24 protein-coding genes and 1 other annotated feature are annotated in these 18,558 nt (G+C 32.4%); of the genes, 17 read left to right on the top strand and 7 right to left on the bottom strand.

What is annotated here, in order from left to right; all coding sequences use genetic code 11:
• The first annotated feature begins 387 nt into the window (after positions 1 to 387).
• Together AN960_RS20325 and AN960_RS20330 are read left to right on the top strand one after the other, a co-directional pair.
• Positions 388 to 777, top strand: a complete 390-nt coding sequence (locus tag AN960_RS20325) for an FtsB family cell division protein (RefSeq protein ID WP_056475502.1) — start codon at positions 388 to 390, stop codon at positions 775 to 777.
• A 291-nt stretch (positions 778 to 1,068) separates the two neighbouring features.
• Positions 1,069 to 1,386, top strand: coding sequence for a hypothetical protein (locus AN960_RS20330; RefSeq protein ID WP_056475504.1), 318 nt, complete (start codon positions 1,069 to 1,071; stop codon positions 1,384 to 1,386).
• 54 nt (positions 1,387 to 1,440) lie between these two features.
• Here AN960_RS20330 and tatC read toward each other — a convergent pair whose 3' ends face one another.
• Positions 1,441 to 2,169, bottom strand: coding sequence for a twin-arginine translocase subunit TatC (gene tatC, locus AN960_RS20335; protein WP_056475508.1), 729 nt, complete (start codon positions 2,167 to 2,169; stop codon positions 1,441 to 1,443).
• 333 nt (positions 2,170 to 2,502) lie between these two features.
• On the opposite strand from tatC, the gene AN960_RS20340 reads away from it, so the two are divergent.
• From AN960_RS20340 to AN960_RS20350, 3 genes are all read left to right on the top strand, one after another.
• Positions 2,503 to 3,105: a metal-dependent hydrolase gene (locus tag AN960_RS20340; RefSeq protein ID WP_056475511.1), complete on the top strand. Its 603-nt coding sequence runs from the start codon at positions 2,503 to 2,505 to the stop codon at positions 3,103 to 3,105.
• A gap of 121 nt (positions 3,106 to 3,226) precedes the next feature.
• On the top strand, positions 3,227 to 3,610 hold the full coding sequence (locus AN960_RS20345) for a hypothetical protein (RefSeq protein ID WP_156339735.1): 384 nt from the start codon (positions 3,227 to 3,229) through the stop codon (positions 3,608 to 3,610).
• A 22-nt stretch (positions 3,611 to 3,632) separates the two neighbouring features.
• Positions 3,633 to 3,932, top strand: coding sequence for a DUF2653 family protein (locus AN960_RS20350; RefSeq protein ID WP_056475516.1), 300 nt, complete (start codon positions 3,633 to 3,635; stop codon positions 3,930 to 3,932).
• 46 nt (positions 3,933 to 3,978) lie between these two features.
• On the opposite strand, the gene AN960_RS20355 is transcribed toward AN960_RS20350, so the two are convergent.
• Positions 3,979 to 4,173 carry a YqzH family protein gene (locus AN960_RS20355; protein WP_056475519.1) on the bottom strand — a complete coding sequence of 65 codons (195 nt, stop codon included), beginning with the start codon at positions 4,171 to 4,173 and terminating at the stop codon, positions 3,979 to 3,981.
• 162 nt (positions 4,174 to 4,335) lie between these two features.
• On the opposite strand from AN960_RS20355, the gene AN960_RS20360 reads away from it, so the two are divergent.
• From AN960_RS20360 to AN960_RS20395, 8 genes are all read left to right on the top strand, one after another.
• Positions 4,336 to 5,598 carry a Y-family DNA polymerase gene (locus AN960_RS20360; RefSeq protein WP_056475522.1) on the top strand — a complete coding sequence of 421 codons (1,263 nt, stop codon included), beginning with the start codon at positions 4,336 to 4,338 and terminating at the stop codon, positions 5,596 to 5,598.
• An 86-nt stretch (positions 5,599 to 5,684) separates the two neighbouring features.
• Positions 5,685 to 6,017 (top strand): YolD-like family protein, encoded by a 333-nt coding sequence (locus AN960_RS20365; protein ID WP_056475525.1) that lies wholly within the window; start codon positions 5,685 to 5,687, stop codon positions 6,015 to 6,017.
• A gap of 78 nt (positions 6,018 to 6,095) precedes the next feature.
• Positions 6,096 to 6,320: a DUF1659 domain-containing protein gene (locus tag AN960_RS20370; protein ID WP_056475529.1), complete on the top strand. Its 225-nt coding sequence runs from the start codon at positions 6,096 to 6,098 to the stop codon at positions 6,318 to 6,320.
• A 17-nt stretch (positions 6,321 to 6,337) separates the two neighbouring features.
• Positions 6,338 to 6,553 carry a DUF2922 domain-containing protein gene (locus tag AN960_RS20375; protein ID WP_056475532.1) on the top strand — a complete coding sequence of 72 codons (216 nt, stop codon included), beginning with the start codon at positions 6,338 to 6,340 and terminating at the stop codon, positions 6,551 to 6,553.
• A 199-nt stretch (positions 6,554 to 6,752) separates the two neighbouring features.
• Complete coding sequence (locus AN960_RS20380; RefSeq protein ID WP_056475533.1) at positions 6,753 to 7,592, top strand: Cof-type HAD-IIB family hydrolase; 840 nt, start codon at positions 6,753 to 6,755, stop codon at positions 7,590 to 7,592.
• 566 nt (positions 7,593 to 8,158) lie between these two features.
• On the top strand, positions 8,159 to 8,605 hold the full coding sequence (locus tag AN960_RS20385) for a BclA C-terminal domain-containing protein (protein WP_056475534.1): 447 nt from the start codon (positions 8,159 to 8,161) through the stop codon (positions 8,603 to 8,605).
• Between the two features lie 179 nt (positions 8,606 to 8,784).
• The gene (locus tag AN960_RS20390) at positions 8,785 to 9,279 is read left to right on the top strand and encodes a DinB family protein (RefSeq protein WP_056475537.1); all 495 of its coding nucleotides are present in this window, start codon (positions 8,785 to 8,787) and stop codon (positions 9,277 to 9,279) included.
• A gap of 134 nt (positions 9,280 to 9,413) precedes the next feature.
• Entirely contained in the window at positions 9,414 to 10,343 is a 930-nt protein-coding gene (locus tag AN960_RS20395) for a phosphotransferase family protein (RefSeq protein ID WP_056475540.1), read from the top strand.
• 61 nt (positions 10,344 to 10,404) lie between these two features.
• Here AN960_RS20395 and srtD read toward each other — a convergent pair whose 3' ends face one another.
• From srtD to AN960_RS20410, 3 genes are all read right to left on the bottom strand, one after another.
• Complete coding sequence (srtD, locus tag AN960_RS24630) at positions 10,405 to 11,025, bottom strand: class D sortase, LPxTATN-specific (protein WP_056475543.1); 621 nt, start codon at positions 11,023 to 11,025, stop codon at positions 10,405 to 10,407.
• A gap of 3 nt (positions 11,026 to 11,028) precedes the next feature.
• The gene (locus tag AN960_RS24635; RefSeq protein ID WP_056475549.1) at positions 11,029 to 12,102 is read right to left on the bottom strand and encodes a processed acidic surface protein; all 1,074 of its coding nucleotides are present in this window, start codon (positions 12,100 to 12,102) and stop codon (positions 11,029 to 11,031) included.
• 146 nt (positions 12,103 to 12,248) lie between these two features.
• Positions 12,249 to 12,458, bottom strand: a complete 210-nt coding sequence (locus tag AN960_RS20410) for a CDGSH iron-sulfur domain-containing protein (RefSeq protein ID WP_056475552.1) — start codon at positions 12,456 to 12,458, stop codon at positions 12,249 to 12,251.
• A 196-nt stretch (positions 12,459 to 12,654) separates the two neighbouring features.
• Here AN960_RS20410 and AN960_RS20415 point away from each other — a divergent pair, with 196 nt between their 5' ends.
• Entirely contained in the window at positions 12,655 to 13,242 is a 588-nt protein-coding gene (locus tag AN960_RS20415) for a GNAT family N-acetyltransferase (protein ID WP_056475555.1), read from the top strand.
• A gap of 58 nt (positions 13,243 to 13,300) precedes the next feature.
• On the top strand, positions 13,301 to 14,464 hold the full coding sequence (locus tag AN960_RS20420) for an iron-containing alcohol dehydrogenase (RefSeq protein WP_056475558.1): 1,164 nt from the start codon (positions 13,301 to 13,303) through the stop codon (positions 14,462 to 14,464).
• A gap of 39 nt (positions 14,465 to 14,503) precedes the next feature.
• On the opposite strand, the gene AN960_RS20425 is transcribed toward AN960_RS20420, so the two are convergent.
• Complete coding sequence (locus AN960_RS20425; protein ID WP_056475562.1) at positions 14,504 to 15,424, bottom strand: alpha/beta hydrolase; 921 nt, start codon at positions 15,422 to 15,424, stop codon at positions 14,504 to 14,506.
• A 17-nt stretch (positions 15,425 to 15,441) separates the two neighbouring features.
• Positions 15,442 to 15,687, bottom strand: coding sequence for a zinc ribbon domain-containing protein (locus AN960_RS20430; protein ID WP_056475564.1), 246 nt, complete (start codon positions 15,685 to 15,687; stop codon positions 15,442 to 15,444).
• A gap of 557 nt (positions 15,688 to 16,244) precedes the next feature.
• Positions 16,245 to 16,483: a binding site (T-box leader), on the top strand.
• 51 nt (positions 16,484 to 16,534) lie between these two features.
• On the opposite strand from AN960_RS20430, the gene asnS reads away from it, so the two are divergent.
• Positions 16,535 to 17,926, top strand: a complete 1,392-nt coding sequence (gene asnS / locus AN960_RS20435; protein ID WP_056475567.1) for an asparagine--tRNA ligase — start codon at positions 16,535 to 16,537, stop codon at positions 17,924 to 17,926.
• Between the two features lie 179 nt (positions 17,927 to 18,105).
• Positions 18,106 to 18,360, top strand: coding sequence for a YqkE family protein (locus AN960_RS20440; protein ID WP_056475570.1), 255 nt, complete (start codon positions 18,106 to 18,108; stop codon positions 18,358 to 18,360).
• Positions 18,361 to 18,558: the final 198 nt, after the last annotated feature.

The following is an 18,558-nucleotide window of genomic DNA, read 5'->3' on the forward strand; positions in this document are numbered from 1 at the left end:
TCCCTAAATTGGTAATTTGTTGGCTTGTGATTTTGAACATAAAAAGATCCCTATCTAATTGGGTGATAGGGATTGGGGGGATGTGTATAACATGATTACTAAAATTTAACTGTTTAAATATTCAGTTAATTTATATTTAATATACATGATGGGAAAATATTCGTCAACCACTTTTGTTAAAAAAATTTAAAATATTCAAAAAATAAGAAAATGAGGTAATTAATGGTATCTTTTATTGATAGGATACATGACGAGAACTCGACAAAAAAGACGAGTTTTTGTGTAAAATAGTCAAATTTTTACTTGTTTTACCTTTTTTTTCTTTTCTAAAAAGATATTACTTGTTAAACTAGAGTAGAATAATATTTTTAAAGGGAGGTTTTTAACGTGAAGGCAGAAGCACGAAAGTTATATAATCCACAAAGAGAAGAATTAAACAAGCCTTCTCGTAATCAATTTCCGCAAACTCAAAAAAGAAAAACAATAAGAATCCATCGAATCATTTTGACAATATTATTTTTGTCTTTCATTGTCGTGTCTGGAATATATATGTTTAGTCAAAACAAGATCGCTTCGGCAAAGCAACATGAACTTTCAACATTACATGTCGAACAAAAAAAAGTGGCTAAAACTGAAAAAGATTTAAACAGACAGATTAGACTATTAAATGATCCGGATTTCATAGCAAACTATGCGCGTGATCAATACATGTTCTCTAAAAAAGGAGAAACAATCATCATCGTGCCGAAATCAAAAGATGAGATCAGCTCAAACTAACAATTAATTAAACTAAAAGATTCTCATATAAATGGGAATCTTTTTTCTATTTTTATTATAGAACTAACGTTCGTTTGGTGCAAGTTTAAAGTCGAACGTACAAACTCAAATAGGAAGAAGGGAATAGAATTTTTTAGTCTCTTTTACATTTTTCTCTTATAAACATACTCAATTTCTTATCCTTTTGTTGTCTATTTAGTTCTAATTACCCACGATTTCTACAAAATTTTTACTATTCTGAAAAATACATCTTTGTTATAATTTAAATAAGCTTAAATAAGGAGGATTAACATGAAAAAGTTCATTTACGTTTTTGCTATTTTAATTGTACAAGTAATTTTGACGTTCCTTGTTAGTGTTCTCTCGGATTCATCGGCTAGTAATATTGCTATTATGGTAGGATTCGTTACGACGGTCTTCCTTTATTGGAAAACAGCTAAAAAAGTAAGTTATACTCCATTGCAGCGGTATCAATGGTTGCGTGCTGCTGGATTAGAATTTAATGATTTACATAAAGATTTTCAAAGAAAAATTGCTATTAAAGCATCGTTAATTTATAGTTTTTCAGGTTTGGTTGTTACTTTGTATACATCACATATTTTATTATGAGGAATAGTCAAGAAAAAATGGACAAGCATGTTAATTGCTGTCCATTTTTGTTTTTTATTCTGATTCATGTTGTAGTCGTTTAATACGTCTTCTATATGCAAGTGATGAAACAAGAATACTTAATTCGTATATAACTAACAATGGTAAGCTTGTCATCATATCAGATACAAAATCAGGCGGTGAAATTGCTGTTCCGATAATAATAAGGATAAAATATGCAAATCGTCGAGTTTTTCTTAAAAATGCCGGTGATACGATTCCGATACTTGTTAAAAATAGTATAATGACTGGTAAATCAAAGAAAAACGCAAAAGGAACAACTAAGTTAAATAAGAAGCTAAAATAGCGTTCAGCTGTGAATGTAACTGTTACTAAGTCTTCTCCAATATCCTGTAAAAATTTTAAAACGTTTGGAAAGATGAAATAATAGCCAAATGCTAATCCACAAACGAACAATAAGAATAAAGCTGGTATGTAAAGCATTGTGCTTTTTCGTTCTTTTACATGCAAGGCCGGCTTTACAAACGCCCATATTTGGTAAGCTATGACAGGGATACTACACGCGATCGCGAACACCCCACCAATCATTAGATAAATCCAAAGGACATCACTTGGACCAAGCGCTAGAAGCTTTCCATGCAAATCTTGAACAAGGAAATTGAATATAGCTTTCGTATAATATAATCCAATCCCTAAAAAAATAACGAATGCAACAATAACTTTTATTATTCGATTTCGAAGTTCATCTAAATGGTCAATGACACTCATTTCTTTTTCTTGCATAATTTCCCCCAAAGCAAACTGTGAAAGTATTTTATTACACTTTAAAAAGTAAACTGGCTAGCGACGTCGATTACTTGATGTAGTAGCCAATTCTAGGAATAAAGTGTAAGTGCAACTACGTCTTTAGTCTTCGCCCAAAAGGCTTACAAACCGACTAGTTTTCTATAACACCTAAGCTTCCTATATTTTGTCAGAAAAAAGAACAATCGTCAATGAATATAAAGACATTAATTATTCTTAAATTACCATCATTTGCTAATATATTCATATGAAAACTAACCTTATCCGACTATAATAAAAGTATGAGTATGTAAGATAAGGAAGGTAAATATTTTGGATGGAAAAAGTCATGTAATTGTAGGATTATTTGCAACTGGTGTCACAATGTATGCAACAAAAAATGATTCTATGACCGTCCCACTTATAGTTGGTGCAATCAGTAGTTTAGCTCCTGATTTAGATCATCATAATAGTTCATTAACAAAAAAAGTTTCAATGCCGCTAAAAGTTCTTTTCAGCTTATTATTTTTAGCAGCTACATTATTTATTGTTGTGAAAACAGGGAAATTAATTTATTCTGGTTCATGGATTTATGCAGTAGGTATTCTCACATTATTTATTGTTTGTGTTAGCTGGTTACGGAATATAAAAACAATATTAATGTTAACAGGCATATTAATTGCAGTTATTGGTTGGTTTTTCTTTCATGGTTATTGGTCAATCTTTGCGCTTGGAGTATTTGTTGCTGTTTCTTCGAGATTAAAGCATCGTGGACCAACTCATTCCCTTTACTTTTTAGCTTTTTGGTGTGGAATTTGTTATTTGCTGCAAAAAGACTTAATGATAAATGGATTATGGTTAGCTGGTACAGTCGGTTATTTTTCGCACCTATTAGCGGATCAGTTGTTTACAAAACAAAGTATTAAGTGGTTATAGGCCTCTTTAATTATCACATTTTTTTATTAAAATAATCCATACTAAGAAAGATGTGATGATGAAAGAAGGGTCAATATTGAAAAAAATAAATTCTCTAATATCAATGTGGATTTTGTTTTTTATGCTTGCTTTGTCAATCCCGGTTGATGCAAGTAGTAATACATATAACCATCAACGTATTAAGGTGAATACTAATTCTTTTGTTTTTAGCAAACAACCATCAACGCATCTTGCCATTAGGAGATCGTATCGTTCTAATAGAAGTTATCGACCAACAGCACCTAGGTCGAGTTATCGATCTTATAGAAGTCCTGGAAGGAATTTTTTAGGGTATGCAGGTGCATTTGGGTTAGGCTCTCTTTTTGGCTCGATGCTAAACCCGTTTGGTGGCTACTATGGTGGTCAGCACTTTGGTTTTTCATTTTTTGGATTACTATTAGATTTTTTAGTGATAGTAGTGATTATTTGGTTTATTAAGAAAATCTTTCGTAGAAACCGATATTAATTTTTTCCCTTCGAGGTGACTTGTGAAAATCTATTTTGATGAACAAGATGTTGCCAATGCAATTTGTGTATATGTGGCTGATTTAGAAGGAATACGCCCAGAAAGTGTGCAAATTGAGTTTCAATTTGATGAAGATGTTGGGGTAAGTTGTCAAGTTTCGGCCAATCATCTGAACGTATTGTATGGTGAGCAACAAATATCAGACGCAATTGGTTTTTACTTAGAAGAGATTCATCGTTTTTCATCCTATGCAATGGAAATCATTATTGGTTTTGATGAAGAAGTTGGAATTACGAGTGAAATATCATTTATCTATTCATAAAACCCGAGAGAGAACTGGACGTTCTTTCTCGGGTTTTTTCGATTGCTTAGGCATAATTCGTTACGTATTCGTAAACAATATCTTGTACTAATTCATATAATTCACGATCATCATTTAATTGTTCGGTAACGATTTGATCGTACAGTTTATCTAGCATATCAGCTGTAATCCACTGTTCGTGTTCTCCTCTATATTGCATTAACGCTCGTTTAATCATCTGCTTTACAAACTGTCCATCCACTTTTAGTTTCCTCCCTTAAGCTAACTTTAGTATAGCTAAAATTTTGTATTGTTCCTAATGAAAAAATTTTATTGAAATCGAACGTATATTCGTTTAATATATGTTTATAATAAAAATAAGAACATTAGTTCTGCTATTTTTTGGAAAATCGGAGTGATATGTATGAGCATTTGTTATGAAGAGTTACCACATCATCGGATATTATGCATCGATATGAAGAGCTTTTATGCAAGTTGTTCTGCGGTCATGCTCGAATTAGATCCATTAGAATGTTATTTAGCAGTTGTTGGAGATGTAGAGAGAGAAGGAAGTATCGTCCTTGCAGCTTCCCCACGATTAAAAAAGGAATTTGGGATTAAAACGGGATCAAGGGTTTTTGAAATACCGAAAGATCCGCGAATTAAAATTGTAAATCCTTCAATGTCAAAATATCTAGAAATCTCAACAAACATAGTAAAGTTATTAAATGAATTTGTACCCTTAGAGGATTTACATGTATACAGTGTTGATGAATGTTTTTTAAAGGTGGATGGAGTGAAGAGATTATGGGGTGATGCATGGGAGATTGCCGAAAAAATTCGTACTGAAATTATGGCACGATTTCAATTACCTTGTTCGATTGGGATTGGACCGAACATGCTTTTGTCGAAGCTGTGCTTAGATTTAGAAGGAAAAAAAGATGGGATAGCGGAGTGGACTTATGAAGATGTAGAAAAAAAACTATGGCAGGTGAGTCCTCTTAGTGAAATGTGGGGAATCGGTAAAAGAACCGAACGAACTTTAAATGCAATGGGTATTTTTACAGTAGGACAGTTAGCGAAATATCCTCTTCATTTGCTGGAGAAAAAATTCGGGGTGATGGGAAATCAACTATATCATCATGCGTGGGGAGTAGATCTGTCTGAGCTAGGTGCGCCAATAATGAATGGACAGATTAGTTTTGGTAAAAGCCAAATATTAATGAGAGATTATACGAAAGTCGAAGAAATTAAGTTTGTTATTCGTGAAATGTGTGAAGAGGTTGCACGCCGAACTCGTAATGCTAAGAAGGCAGGACGTACGATTACATTAGGAATTGGATATAGTCGTGAAGAATTCGGTGGAGGATTTTCCCATGCTTTTACAATGGATGAACCTACAAATATTACTTCAGATTTGTATGAAATCTGTACAAAATTATTTGATCGATATTATGAAGGGAAGACAGTTCGGCAAATTCTCATTTCTCTTTCGAATATTGTAAGTGACGAAATCATGCAGTTAAATTTGTTTGACCAGAAAAAACCTCAAAAGCGTAATTTAGGATATGTGATGGACGCAGTCCGAAAAAAATACGGATCATCTTCGCTCCTCTGGGCTGTTTCTTATGCAGAAGGAGGAACAGCACTTGCCCGAAGCAAGCTGGTAGGTGGACATAAAGGGTAAAAGATTTCCTTTCGTCCTTTTCTCCCTGCAGGTGAAAACCACTAGTTCTACCTAAGATAAAATGAGAAAAAAGGAGAAGAATGCCGATGATACGTGACCGTGGCACGATTAAATGGACGTCAATGATGTTACCAGAACATGTAAAAATGCTTCGTGATTGGAAAGTATCACAAAATTATGAACAACAAAAAGATGTAGATGAACAACTATTAGAGGAAATGAACCGTCATCTTCAACAGGCAATTCACGAAGATGAAAGTGTACAAATTACTTATTATAAAGATCACTATCACCATAATGTAAAAGGAAAAATAGGGAAAATTAATTTACACCAAAATAGGCTATCCATTTATGAAGAACAAGCTGGATATATGGAGCTGTTATTAAGTGATATTGTGGACGTGAAAATTGGATCTTGAAAATCAAAAAAAATAATGAACCGTTAACGAAAACTCCCTCTTTTTTAAGTACATATACATCGAAAGGGGGAGTTGAAAATGGCACAAATTGCTACTCAACAACTAACATTGTATGTAAATTTACATGCAGGAAAAGACGCACAAGGAAAAATCATGATCAAGAGGAAGGCATATAAAAATGTCCGAGTTGATGTTGATTTAGTGAAGCTAAGTGAAATTGGCAATGCTTTAGCATCATTGCAAGATCTACCGTTAGTAGAACTAGAAGTATTAAGCAATGGACTACTTTTAAACAGTCTATAAAAAAGGAGGAAAGCGACATGATTCAAACATTAGAACTTAAATTTTTAAATGAAAACGAAAAGGTCGTTACGCTAACAGTAGACAATCCAACCATTCCAGTTAATCCAACATTAATCAATCAAGTAATGGATAAAATTGTAGCAAACAACGTATTCACTTCTACAAGTGGAATTGTCGTAGCAAAACAAGGCGCACGCTTGGTTGGTAAGGAGATTATTGAGATAGAGTTATAGGCTTTATTATGGTTAGAAAATGAGTTTTGTAGGCAGTCCAAAGACCTTCTGAAATGCAGAAGGTCTTTTTTTGCGTTATAATAATAGAGAATGAAATCATAAAATAGAAATAGATAAATTGTAATAAGAATAATTTAGTAGAATTGGTGAATAGTTAGCATTCAGATTATAAGAGAATAGTAGAAAAGGAGAGAACGACATGGCATTAATTGCAATTGATATGGATGGTACACTGGTAAATGGTAAGAATGGAATACCTATGGAAAATGTTGAAAGCATCCGGGCAGCACAAAAGGAAGGAATCCATGTTGTTATTTCTACAGGTAGAATGTATGAAAGTGCAAAGGAAGTATTAGATGAAGCTGGTCTAACTTGTCCGATTGTCTGTTTAAATGGCTCCCAAATATATGACTATGAGGCAAAAATTTTGCACAACGATTCAATGGATAAAGAAATTTTTGCGAAAGCCTTAAGCATATGTGAAGCAGAAAATAAAACATTTATTATTAGTACTAGTGAAGGATCATTTACAAAGTGTCGAGATACACTATATGATGAATTTTTTACTGATAAGCAAACTGGCAAGACACACAAAGTGACAGCTACTTTAAGAAAGGTTCGAACTTACTCTTCTATTGAAGATTTTAAGGATCTTGATGTATATAAAATATTATTTCTTTCCAAGAATGAAGAGGTTATTAGTCGCATTCGTCTAAAACTAATGCAAGAAGAGGGACTATTAATTACTTCGTCAGGCTCAAATAACGTTGAAATTAATGCAGCAAATGTAAGTAAAGGAGCGGCATTATTAAAGCTTGCACCAATCCTTGGAGTAGATTTAAATGAGAGCATGGCAATTGGCGATAGTTTTAATGATGTCTCTATGTTTAATCGAGTAGGTTTTCCAGTAGCTATGGGAAATGCGAAAGAAGAACTAAAAAGCTACTGTACATTTGTTACAAAAACAAATGAAGAAGCAGGCGTAGCCCATGCAATCTATCATTTTTTAGATCAAAAACAAAAATTGAAACAAAGTTAATTACATTCAATTTGTAGACCGGCAAGAGAGAGTTTAAAAGTCAAAGTACTTTTGAGACTCTCTTTTTTTGCATTCTTTCTATACTTTGTAGACACTTCTTATTCCTTTTCCCTATTTTAAAGACATAAAGATTGTATAGGTTAACATAATCTAAATATAAACTATAAAGGATGTGGAGTGTTAAAATGGATGTAGCCTTAGGTATATTTCCAATCATTATTATGCTTTTTTACATTGCAATTCCTATAGGTCTTATAGTAGTAATCTCCTACTTCTATAAATTATTTAAAATCCGAAACGAGGAATTAAAGAAGCAAAATGAACTATTAAATCGGATTGTAAATGTACTAGAGAGGTCATAGAACTCGCAATACTATATGATTTAACAGAACTTAGTCCGATGATGACTAAGTTTTTTTATTCTATTAAAATTGAAAAAAATAAAAAAACTAGTGGACATGCTGTAACGAAAAGAAAAAACTTTCATATTAATAAACTATATAGACAAGTCTTTAATATGTTACTCCTAAGAGGATTTATGTCTAATAATAATGAAAGGTGATAATATGAGACATTCAAGACACCCAAGACATCATTGTCCACCAATACCTCCTGGCGAAAGCTTTGCATTTGTTACAAATAGTGGTGGAACAATTTCAGTAATACAAGAAGGAACAGTTGTAACTTTTCCATCATTTCAGTATTTAGGTGAAGGAATTACAATTGATCGAGCAAATGATCGACTAACAGTTGAGGCACCAGGTAATTATTTTATTACTTACACTGTGAATTTAAATGCACTATTAGCCGTATCTACAAGAATATTAATAAACGGTAGACCTATTAATGCATCAGCAATCGTAAATGAAGTGAATAGATCCATTTACGGTAGTCAAATGATCTTACCATTAGAAGCTGGAGATACAATTTCACTTCAATTATTTGACTTTGTTGGAGATGTTAAGTTGTTACAAGGTGCTGGAGCAACAATTAATCTATTCAGAGTTCATTAGTATAAGATTTTATCGTTATGCTTCAAAAGATTCTCCTATCCCGTTACAAGAATGCACTGCTTTTTAAAAAAGTAGTGCATTTTTTAATAAGTTAAAATCATAAAGTAATAAAGGTGAATCTAGTAATAACCACGAAAGTACATATCGTAAAGTATAAAATTAACAAAGGAGAATGATCTATGAGTAAAAAAGAGTTTATATTAGATCAATTGGAAGTCTGTCGTAATGTTGAAAGTTGGATTCAACCTTTAAATGTAGCATTGGAGAATTTAAGTTTAGAGGATATAAGTTGGAGACAAAATGATTTTACTCATACGATCGCTGAAATCGTATACCATCTGTATTTCTATAATGAACGATGGTTGAGAAGATTTAAAGGAGAAATACCAACTGAAGTAATCGATAGTAATGCTTCAACTTTTCGAGAAATGGAAAATTTAACAAGGGAATATTGGCAGGAGCTTGTTGAACGGTTAGACGAGAATTTAGCGAATTGGCAGCAAGCCATAAAAGAAGCAGATGAATCAAAGCTTTATGAACAAATTCCAAACTTTCCAGTAGATGCAGTCTGGTGGGGAGCATTATCTAATTTATGTACACATAATGCTTATCATATCGGGCAAATACTCTACATACGAAAAGCACAAGGTTCATGGGTATCAAAAGAAGAGTAGGAAGCTAATACGGAGAAAAATCATTAAATAATTTGTATTGCCGTATAAGAAATAGTAGGCTATTTTGGAAGAAGTAGGAATAGATGGAAATAGAATTGAAAAAAAGATAAATAAGGGAAAATGGGGAACAAAAGATGATCACACAAAATGTTAGGGATTACATTTTGAAAAAGTACAATATAAGCGAATTGAATTTTTTAGGAAAGGGACAAGAAGCAGAAGTCTACTCTTATGATCAAAAGAGAGTCTTAAAATTATATAAACCAACAGCCCATTCAAAGCTAGAAATATTAAAGCAATTTTATGAATCAATGAATTCTAGTGATGCAAATTTTGAATTACCTAAAATTCACGAGATTATAAAAGAGAAGGGCGTTGTTTTAACAATTGAAAAACGAATTGAAGGCAGAAATATACAAAAGGATTTATCAAATTATGATGAGCAAGTATTAGATTCTTTCTTTGAAAACTATCTATCTACAATATTAAGTATTCAAAGGATTGAATTAGAAAAGCAATTTAAAGGCATTAAATTATTAAGTGATTATGAAGAAGTTTCTTCAAAGGACTGGAACGGTTTTTTAAAGCAATCGCTACTAAGAAAGAATACAGAAGTAGATTATTATTTGAAAAGAGATGTATCAGATTACGAAGTGAAATTAAAACGTTTAATAGATGCATTTTCAGTTGGATATGAAGGGGAATATGCATTAGTACATGGTGATTATTATCCATCAAATCTATTAGTAAATTCAGATGGACAAATTAATGGTGTAATTGATTTCGGATTAATGACATTATATGGAGACCCGTTATTTGATGTTGCATTAAGCTGGATTTTATTTGATTTATATGATGAATTGGGTGAAATAAAGCTAGCAAAATATTTAAATAAAGTAGTTGATCGATTAGGAGAAGAGGTTAGAAGTACAATCCATTTATACGTTTTATTTTATAGTATTTATTCGGCAAATTTCTTTTCAGAAACTTGCAGTGATGGACACTACCAATGGAGTGTTCGCAATTTAAATAACGAAAAATTTTGGGCTGTACTAGAAAATTAATGAAAAATATGAAACTACTAATAAAAAAATGCTCACTATTGTATAGTAAGCATTTTTTTGTTTATTTATTTACTTCTGATTTGACTAAACCAGCTACAAGTATATAGCGCTGCGGTGCATGTCCAATAAAATTAAACGGATAACAAGTACTTACCGTTAAAGTTGGTCTTGGTTTTGGAATAATAACAGTGCGATCATCTTTATCAACGATACGAATTTTATGAACCTTGTAAGTAAATGTGCCAGCCGAAGTTTTAACAATTAACGGATCGCCCACTTTTACTTTACCGAGCCCACGAAATACAGTATCTCGATGTCCAGCAAGAACACTATTATCTCTTTCACCTGGCATCACAGATTTAGCGTAATGACCTATTCCTTTTGCAAGCTCATCCTCATCTGTCCCGTGGAAGATTGGTAGAGTTGCTTGAAGTCGAGGAATCGTTAATGTACCCATTTCATCGCCAAATTTAGGATAAGTCTTGTAAAGCGGTTCATCTCTTTTAATTTGCTTCAATTTAGTTGCTGTTTCTGTTTTGATTTCTTTTTTGAAATCATCCTTAGACTGTTTATACAGTACGTAGGTTTTAATTAAAGAATAAGCATTTGTTGTAGCAAAAAATAATCCGACAATAAAAAGGAGTGCTGAAAATATAAGTAGAACTTTTCGTTTACGATTCATAGCTTATCGTTTAACAATTACCTTTTTACGTAAAACAACAGCAGCTAACATCATTAACATACCAACCATTGTCCATTCAGTTGTATGAGTTGCAGTAGTAGGAAGTTTACCGCCATTTTCCGTTCTTACAATAACATTAGGTTTTGGGTTCTTAGTTGCTGGTTTTGGGTTTTTAATTGCTTTTTGAGTATCTTTAACGATATCTACAATCTGGTCATCACCTAAAAGTTCATCTGGTGAAAATACAGCGTCTAATAATAGATTACCAGCATTATCATAAATCTCTAAATATACTTTTATATTTTCCATAGAATCCATAGAATCATCCATAGTAAGTAATTTAGCAAAAGTTAAAGGAGATTTAACGCCATTTTGTTCAATCGCAACTTTAATATCAATTTTTAAAGTAGATTGAAGCTCTTTTACGATATTCATTAATTCTACTTTTAATTCAGCTGGTAATTCTTTTGGAGCAGCCTCAGAATCCATTGAGAAAATTTCAGGATACTTTTCTTCTAAAGCAGATGCACGTTCTCCTAATGCTTCTAATTTAGCTTCAACAGCAGGATCATCATTTACAACTTTTTCTAAGTATGCAGATAGATTATTAATTTCTGCTTGAGTAATTCCAAACTCTGAAAGAGCAGAAGAAATATCTTCCATAGAAGGGAATTGATCTTCTACACTACCTGACTCATCTTCATCTAAATAAATTAAGTTTTCGATATCAGAAGTAAAATAATATGTATCTAGTAATGATGCATTTTTGTCCATATCATCATAGTAGACTGCTAGATCTTTAATTTCATCTTCAGTGTAACCGTACTCATCTAGAAGAGCGTCTAAAGTTTTTTGTGTAAGTCTTTCACCTAAAGTATCTTTTAACTCATCAACTGAATCGAAATCAGAGATCGACTCACCGTAGTAAGAATTTAAATAATCCTCTAATTGTTTTTGAGTTAGGTTGATACTAACTAAATAAGATTTTAATTCATTTGCATTTGGCGCTGCATATGCAGTTACACCTGGTACTACTAATGCTGCAGATAAAACGACTGAAGCTAATACCTTTTTCATATTGTTTTCCCCCTAAATAGTACATTCCCTAAATATAAAATGTGATTAGATCAGTATTATGAATGATTCAAATATAATAAAGGTATGAGGGCATAAGAAAGCCGATTATTTAGGATTGCTCAATAATCGGCGCCAGAAAAATGAAATTATTCTGATTCTTTAGGAGCTCGAACGACAGATTCGAATTTTCCTTTATGAGTACCGTCACAATATGGTAATTTACTTGACATGCCGCATCGACATAATGAGAAAGCTGCTTTTTGCGGATATGTATTCCCTTCAGCATCAACTAAATCAACTGTTCCAGTTACACGTAAAGGACCATTATCTAAAACCTTAATTTGAACATCAGACATATTAAATTTCCTCCTACACATCTTAAAGTTATTATATATTACATTTATGTTAAAATAAATGGGGTATTTTAATAAAGTATTAACTTTTAATATGAAATTAACATGAATTTAGTATAAAATGAAAAGGTTATTTTTTTTATACTAAAAAAATGTTAAAGATAACTAAGTAAAAATTTATGTTAAGGAGTGACAATTCATGATTCGAATAGCAAAAAAAGAAGATGCCAAACAAATTGTCCCTCTAATTGTACAAGCGATTGAAGATATTGTATTTATGTTAACAGGGACAACATCATACGAACAAGCAACCCCAATTTTAGAATATTATGTTCAATCTGAACAAAATCGACTAAGTTACCATAATTGTTTAGTGAAAGAAATTGAAGGGAAAGTTGTAGGAGTGATTATAGCCTACCATTCCTTAGAATTATCAGTACTTGATCGTGAAATGCTTGAAATAATAAGTCGTAATTTAAATATCCAAAATGTAAAAGTAGATAAGGAAGCAGATGATGAAGATTTTTATATTGATACATTATCAGTGCATCCAGATTATCAAGGCAAAGGAATTGGAACTGAATTATTAGAGGGATTACTTTCTTTTGCCAAAAACAAAGGGATTACTCGTGTTTCATTAAATGTTGATCAAGACAAAACATCTGCCCGCCGATTATATGAAAAAGTGGGATTTAAATATGAGAAAGTTAGATTTATTATGAATCATTCATACGATTATTTAGTGTTCCCAATAAATGAAAAAATATTCGAAACAAAAGTCGTTTAAGATGCATCCTTTCGATTGTTTAAGTTAAAATTAAGTTTGAACAATAGGAGGGATACATATGAATTTTTTTACATTCGCAAATCCAACAGAATTAATATTTGGTAAAGATAGTGTACAAAAGTTAAAAGAAAAGGCTGCTAGCTTTGGAAAGAATGTTTTAGTTGTATACGGTGGTGGAAGTATTAAGCGAAATGGCCTATATGATCAAATAGTAGATATTCTTAAAGAAGCTGACAAAACAGTTTATGAACTAAGCGGAGTTGAACCAAATCCGAAATTAACAACAGTTCATAAAGGTATACAAATTTGTAAAGACGAAAATATTGATTTTGTTTTAGCTGTTGGTGGTGGTTCAGTAATCGACTGTACAAAAGCTATTGCAGTTGGTGCGAAATTTGATGGTGAGATTTGGGATATTATTACACGTAAAGCATTCCCAACAGATGCATTAAAATTTGGAACAGTATTAACACTTGCAGCAACTGGTTCAGAAATGAACGCTGGGTCAGTTATTACAAATTGGGAAACAAATGAAAAATTAGGTTGGGGAAGTAAATTTAGTTACCCAACGTTTTCAATCCTAGATCCTCAAAATACATTTACAGTTCCTCGTGATCAAACAGTTTATGGATCAGTGGATATAATGTCACATGTTATTGAGTCATATTTCCACCATGGAACGAATACAAAAATTCAAGACCGTTTCTGTGAAGGAATCTTAAAAACAGTTATCGAAACTGCTCCAATCGCAGTAGAGAAATTGGATGATTATGAAGCGCGTGAAACACTACTATATAGTGGAACAATGGCATTAAATGGAATCTTAAGTATGGGTGTCCAAGGTGATTGGGCTACACATAATATAGAGCATGCAGTTTCTGCAGTAACAGATATTCCACACGGTGGAGGATTAGCAATTATTTTCCCTCATTGGATGGAATATGTAATGAGCGAAAATGTTGATCGTTTCTGTCAATTTGCAGCTAGAGTATTTGATATCAGGCAAGAATCAATGTCAAAAGAAGAATGGGCATTAGCTGGTATTAAAGCTTTACGCACATTCTGGGACTCAATCGGTGCACCAAGTCGTCTAAGTGAGTACGGTATTACAAAAGAACAACTACCTGAAATGGCTGCTAAAACGGTTAAATATGGTCCATTTGGTAACTTTAAAAAATTAGATCAAGAAGATGCATTGAAAATTTTAGAGGCAGCTCTTTAATAGATCCAAAACTGGGCAGAGAAAAACTCTGTCCAGTTTTTATATTGAATTATGGTTAACGCCAATATTATTTAAAAAAGATGAAACAATTGAATAGTAATCATCTTTGTTTTCATTTAAACTCATAGCGTGGGCACCATTTTCGGCAATGAATAGTTCTCTCTTATTTTGATTTTTCGCTTCGAATAATTTAAGTGTATGTGTAAATGGAATATAAGGGTCTGGTTTACTATGAACAAATAAAACAGGATTTTTAATATTATGTGTTGCCGATAAAGGAGAAATATCTTTAATGAAAAATCCATTCCGAAGCTTTAACCAAATGCTAGAAACAGGAAGGATTGCCCATTTAGGAAGTTTATAATCCATTTTCAAACGATATGTAAGCTGTTCTTCGAATGTAGAGAACGCGCAGTCTGAAATATAGAAAGCTGCTGAATCCTCAACAAAACCAGCATATTGTAACATTGTACATGCTCCCATTGACTCTCCATGAATGCCAAGAACAATCTCACCTTTTAAATCCTTTAAATATTGAACAACAGATTGTAAGTCATATTTCTCATAATATCCATAGCTAGTTGTATGACCACCTGACTCCCCATGTCGCCTATGATCATAAGTAAGTACATTAAAGCCAAGCCTTAAAAATAGCTCAGCATATTTAATTGAGTTATTCTTATTAACCGTTACACCATGTGTAATAATGACCCAATTATTTGTATCAAAGGACTCAAACAAGTATCCCTTTAATTCGTATCCATAACGAGATTGGATAGAAAAAGGTTGTTTTTGAACAGAACGATACAACCCTTCATCAAATCGGAAATTTTCCAACTCGCGCTGATAAATAAACTCAAGTGAATTTGTTTTCATAAACAAAACTTGCTGCGTAAAATAGTAGCCAACTCCAATAAAATAAATAAGAAAAAGAACAGCTACAACAAGCCAGATCATCATAATAGAACCATCACTTTCTATCCGAAAAGAATATCAAGAATTGTCGTTAACTCACCACGGGTTTTACCTTCTAAAATTGAAGGATTATAAACCTCAACAAAACCGCAATTTAAACAAGAAACAAATAAAAAATGATTATAATCAATATCTAGTAATTTACTTAAACCTGAACCGGACATTGATACTTCTTTAGTTTTCGCGTGTGTATGTTTACATTTCGAACAAACAAATTTATCCCTTAACAATTCTTCAGCTCTAGCCATAAATTAAACCCTCCTTTTTAGTAAAGTGTATCATAGGAAAAAGAAAATTTAATAAAGGGATTTTGACAATTAAATTAAGAATGACGAGTTTATAAATTGAACATTGTCGCTTCATGTTCATAAATAATCCTTATAAGATATAAAAGGATTCATGAGTAGGAAAAAATACAAAATATGAAATATGCTAACCCATTAGGTGTTCATGAGTAAGTAAAAGGGTAAGAAGAAGAGTTTAGTTACACATAAGGTGTTCATGAGTAAGTAAAAAGGTAAGAAGATGGAGCTTGGTTACTCATGAGGTGTTCATGAGTAAGTAAAAAGGTAAGAAGATGGAGCTAGGTTACTCATGAGGTGTTCATGAGTAAGTAAAAAGGCAAGAAGATGGAGCTTGGTTAATCAAAAGGCTCAAATGGAAAATGTTGTGTATCAGATCGATTTAATTAGGTTAAGCTGTTTAAAAGTATAGATTCCAATGAATATATTTTTAGGGACAACTAGACAAGAGATTATGATTTATGATAAATTATACAAGAAAAATTCCTTTAAAAACTACATATTTTAAATCGATGAAAAGGACAGTAGTTTTTGCTATATTCGATAGCGAGCTAGGGACGGTGGAAGCCTAGTGATGAAGCATGAATGAAGAACACCTTTGAGTTCTAACCGAAAGGGATCACTTAAGTAGGCTTAGACGTTACCAGCACGTTATTAACTGGGATAAGCAGTGTTAGCTTTAAAGTTGGTCATATTATGACAATTTGGGTGGTACCGCGGAAGTTAGTCTTTCGTCCCTTTTATAGGGATAGAAGGCTTTTTTTATTGGAAAATTAACATAAGGAGGCTAATTATGATAAAGACTGTAGTAAAAGATTTATACAGAAATCAAGAAAATTTTAAAGACCAAACCGTTCAAATTTCAGGATGGATTCGTACTCTTCGTGATTCTAAAACAATTGGTTTTATGGAGTTAAACGACGGTACATTCTTTAAGAGTGTACAAATAGTATTTGAGGACAATCTTGAAAACTTCAAAGAAATTACGAAGTTACCTATTAGCTCAACTGTTTTAATAGAAGGTGAATTTATTCCAACTCCGGAAATGAAACAACCTTTTGAAATTAAAGCAACAAAAATTGTGATTGAGGGATTATCAGATACAGATTATCCATTACAAAAAAAGAGACATTCTCTTGAGTATTTAAGAACAATCGCTCATTTACGTCCAAGAACGAATGCTTACTCAGCGGTTTTCAGAGTAAGATCTCTTGCATCATATGCCATTCATAAGTTCTTCCAAGAAAAAGGATATGTATATGTACATACACCAATCATTACTGGAAGCGATACAGAAGGCGCAGGAGAAATGTTCCGTGTGACTACAATGGATCTGAACCAAGTTCCAAAAGCTGAAGGCGGAAAAGTGGATGACGGCGCGGATTTCTTCGGTAAAGAAACTAACTTAACTGTAAGTGGCCAATTAAATGGTGAAGCTTATGCCCTTGCTTTCCGTAATGTGTATACATTTGGTCCGACTTTTAGAGCAGAAAATTCAAATACTGCACGACATGCGGCAGAATTCTGGATGATTGAGCCGGAAGTTGCTTTTGCAGAACTACCAGATATTATGGATCTTGGTGAAGACATGGTTAAGTTTGTAATTAATTATGTATTTGAACAGGCACCTGAAGAAATGGAATTCTTTAATAGTTTTATTGATAAAACACTTATTGAAAGATTAAAGAATGCGTTAGAATCTGACTTTGGTAGAGTTACTTATACTGAAGCTGTTGAATTATTACAGAACTCTGGTAAAAAGTTTGACTACCCAGTTGAATGGGGAACAGATTTACAAACTGAACATGAACGTTACTTAAGTGAGGAAATTTACAAGCGTCCTGTATACGTAACTGACTATCCGAAAGAAATTAAAGCATTTTATATGAGAGCAAATGAAGATGGCAAGACAGTAGCTGCGACAGACTTATTAGTTCCTGGTATTGGCGAATTAATCGGAGGAAGTCAACGTGAAGAAAGAGAAGACATCCTTGTAGAGCGAATCAAAGAACTTGGTATGAATGAAGAAGATTACTGGTGGTATTTGGAGCTTAGAAAATACGGCGGTACAAAACATTCTGGTTATGGAATTGGATTTGAACGACTTGTTATGTATTTAACAGGAATGAAGAATATCCGTGATGTAATACCATTCCCACGTACACCAGGAAATGCAGATTTTTAAATATAAAAATAAACAATAGGATGCTGCGGCATCCTATTGTTTTTATGAAGAACCAAAAGAATCTGAGTTTTAGCATTTGAAAAAAGAGAAATAGTAGTTTTATAATATATGTAAAGATGAAATACTTCTCTTTCTACTATAAATTATTATAAAATAATGGAAATGGAAGGTGATATAATATGAAAAAAAGAAAACCACAACAGCCTGTAAAACCAGCGTATGAACAGAAAGAAAAAATATCATTAGGATCATTAATGAATGAAGAAATTCTTCAAAAATTAAAAAATACAAAAAAACAATTGCAAGAAAATGAAACGAAGCTAAAAGAGGAAGAAGAAGCACGTATTCGTGAAGAAAAGAGATTACGTGAGAAAAATAAATCATTCGAAGAGTTACTTAACGAGAGTAATATCTCTTGGAAGGACTTTAAATAAGACGCCATTGGTGTCTTATTTTTTTTGTAAGTGTAAAAAATTAATTTAATCATTTTTTTATAAGAAATTTCACATTATGAAATTTTTTGATTGTTCTAAATTTTATAATTTTTTATAGTGAAATTAAGTTAATTAAAAAGTAGTAGGTGATGTAAATAATTTAAGATAGTGAAATTGATCTTTTTGAAAGCGCTTTAA

The organism is Bacillus sp. FJAT-25509 (genome assembly GCF_001420605.1).
GTDB lineage: Bacteria > Bacillota > Bacilli > Bacillales > Bacillaceae_G > Gottfriedia.

Bases quoted from the DNA above. Each gene is read 5' to 3' on its own strand.
- AN960_RS20330 (WP_056475504.1), top strand. From the start codon at position 1,069: ATGAAAAAGTTCATTTACGTTTTTGCTATTTTAATTGTACAAGTAATT.
- tatC (WP_056475508.1), bottom strand. From the start codon at position 2,169: ATGCAAGAAAAAGAAATGAGTGTCATTGACCATTTAGATGAACTTCGA.
- AN960_RS20345 (WP_156339735.1), top strand. From the start codon at position 3,227: ATGCTTGCTTTGTCAATCCCGGTTGATGCAAGTAGTAATACATATAAC.
- AN960_RS20360 (WP_056475522.1), top strand. From the start codon at position 4,336: ATGAGCATTTGTTATGAAGAGTTACCACATCATCGGATATTATGCATC.
- AN960_RS20365 (WP_056475525.1), top strand. From the start codon at position 5,685: ATGATACGTGACCGTGGCACGATTAAATGGACGTCAATGATGTTACCA.
- AN960_RS20370 (WP_056475529.1), top strand. From the start codon at position 6,096: ATGGCACAAATTGCTACTCAACAACTAACATTGTATGTAAATTTACAT.
- AN960_RS20375 (WP_056475532.1), top strand. From the start codon at position 6,338: ATGATTCAAACATTAGAACTTAAATTTTTAAATGAAAACGAAAAGGTC.
- AN960_RS20380 (WP_056475533.1), top strand. From the start codon at position 6,753: ATGGCATTAATTGCAATTGATATGGATGGTACACTGGTAAATGGTAAG.
- AN960_RS20385 (WP_056475534.1), top strand. From the start codon at position 8,159: ATGAGACATTCAAGACACCCAAGACATCATTGTCCACCAATACCTCCT.
- AN960_RS20390 (WP_056475537.1), top strand. From the start codon at position 8,785: ATGAGTAAAAAAGAGTTTATATTAGATCAATTGGAAGTCTGTCGTAAT.
- AN960_RS20395 (WP_056475540.1), top strand. From the start codon at position 9,414: ATGATCACACAAAATGTTAGGGATTACATTTTGAAAAAGTACAATATA.
- srtD (WP_056475543.1), bottom strand. From the start codon at position 11,025: ATGAATCGTAAACGAAAAGTTCTACTTATATTTTCAGCACTCCTTTTT.
- AN960_RS24635 (WP_056475549.1), bottom strand. From the start codon at position 12,102: ATGAAAAAGGTATTAGCTTCAGTCGTTTTATCTGCAGCATTAGTAGTA.
- AN960_RS20410 (WP_056475552.1), bottom strand. From the start codon at position 12,458: ATGTCTGATGTTCAAATTAAGGTTTTAGATAATGGTCCTTTACGTGTA.
- AN960_RS20415 (WP_056475555.1), top strand. From the start codon at position 12,655: ATGATTCGAATAGCAAAAAAAGAAGATGCCAAACAAATTGTCCCTCTA.
- AN960_RS20420 (WP_056475558.1), top strand. From the start codon at position 13,301: ATGAATTTTTTTACATTCGCAAATCCAACAGAATTAATATTTGGTAAA.
- AN960_RS20425 (WP_056475562.1), bottom strand. From the start codon at position 15,424: ATGATGATCTGGCTTGTTGTAGCTGTTCTTTTTCTTATTTATTTTATT.
- AN960_RS20430 (WP_056475564.1), bottom strand. From the start codon at position 15,687: ATGGCTAGAGCTGAAGAATTGTTAAGGGATAAATTTGTTTGTTCGAAA.
- asnS (WP_056475567.1), top strand. From the start codon at position 16,535: ATGATAAAGACTGTAGTAAAAGATTTATACAGAAATCAAGAAAATTTT.
- AN960_RS20440 (WP_056475570.1), top strand. From the start codon at position 18,106: ATGAAAAAAAGAAAACCACAACAGCCTGTAAAACCAGCGTATGAACAG.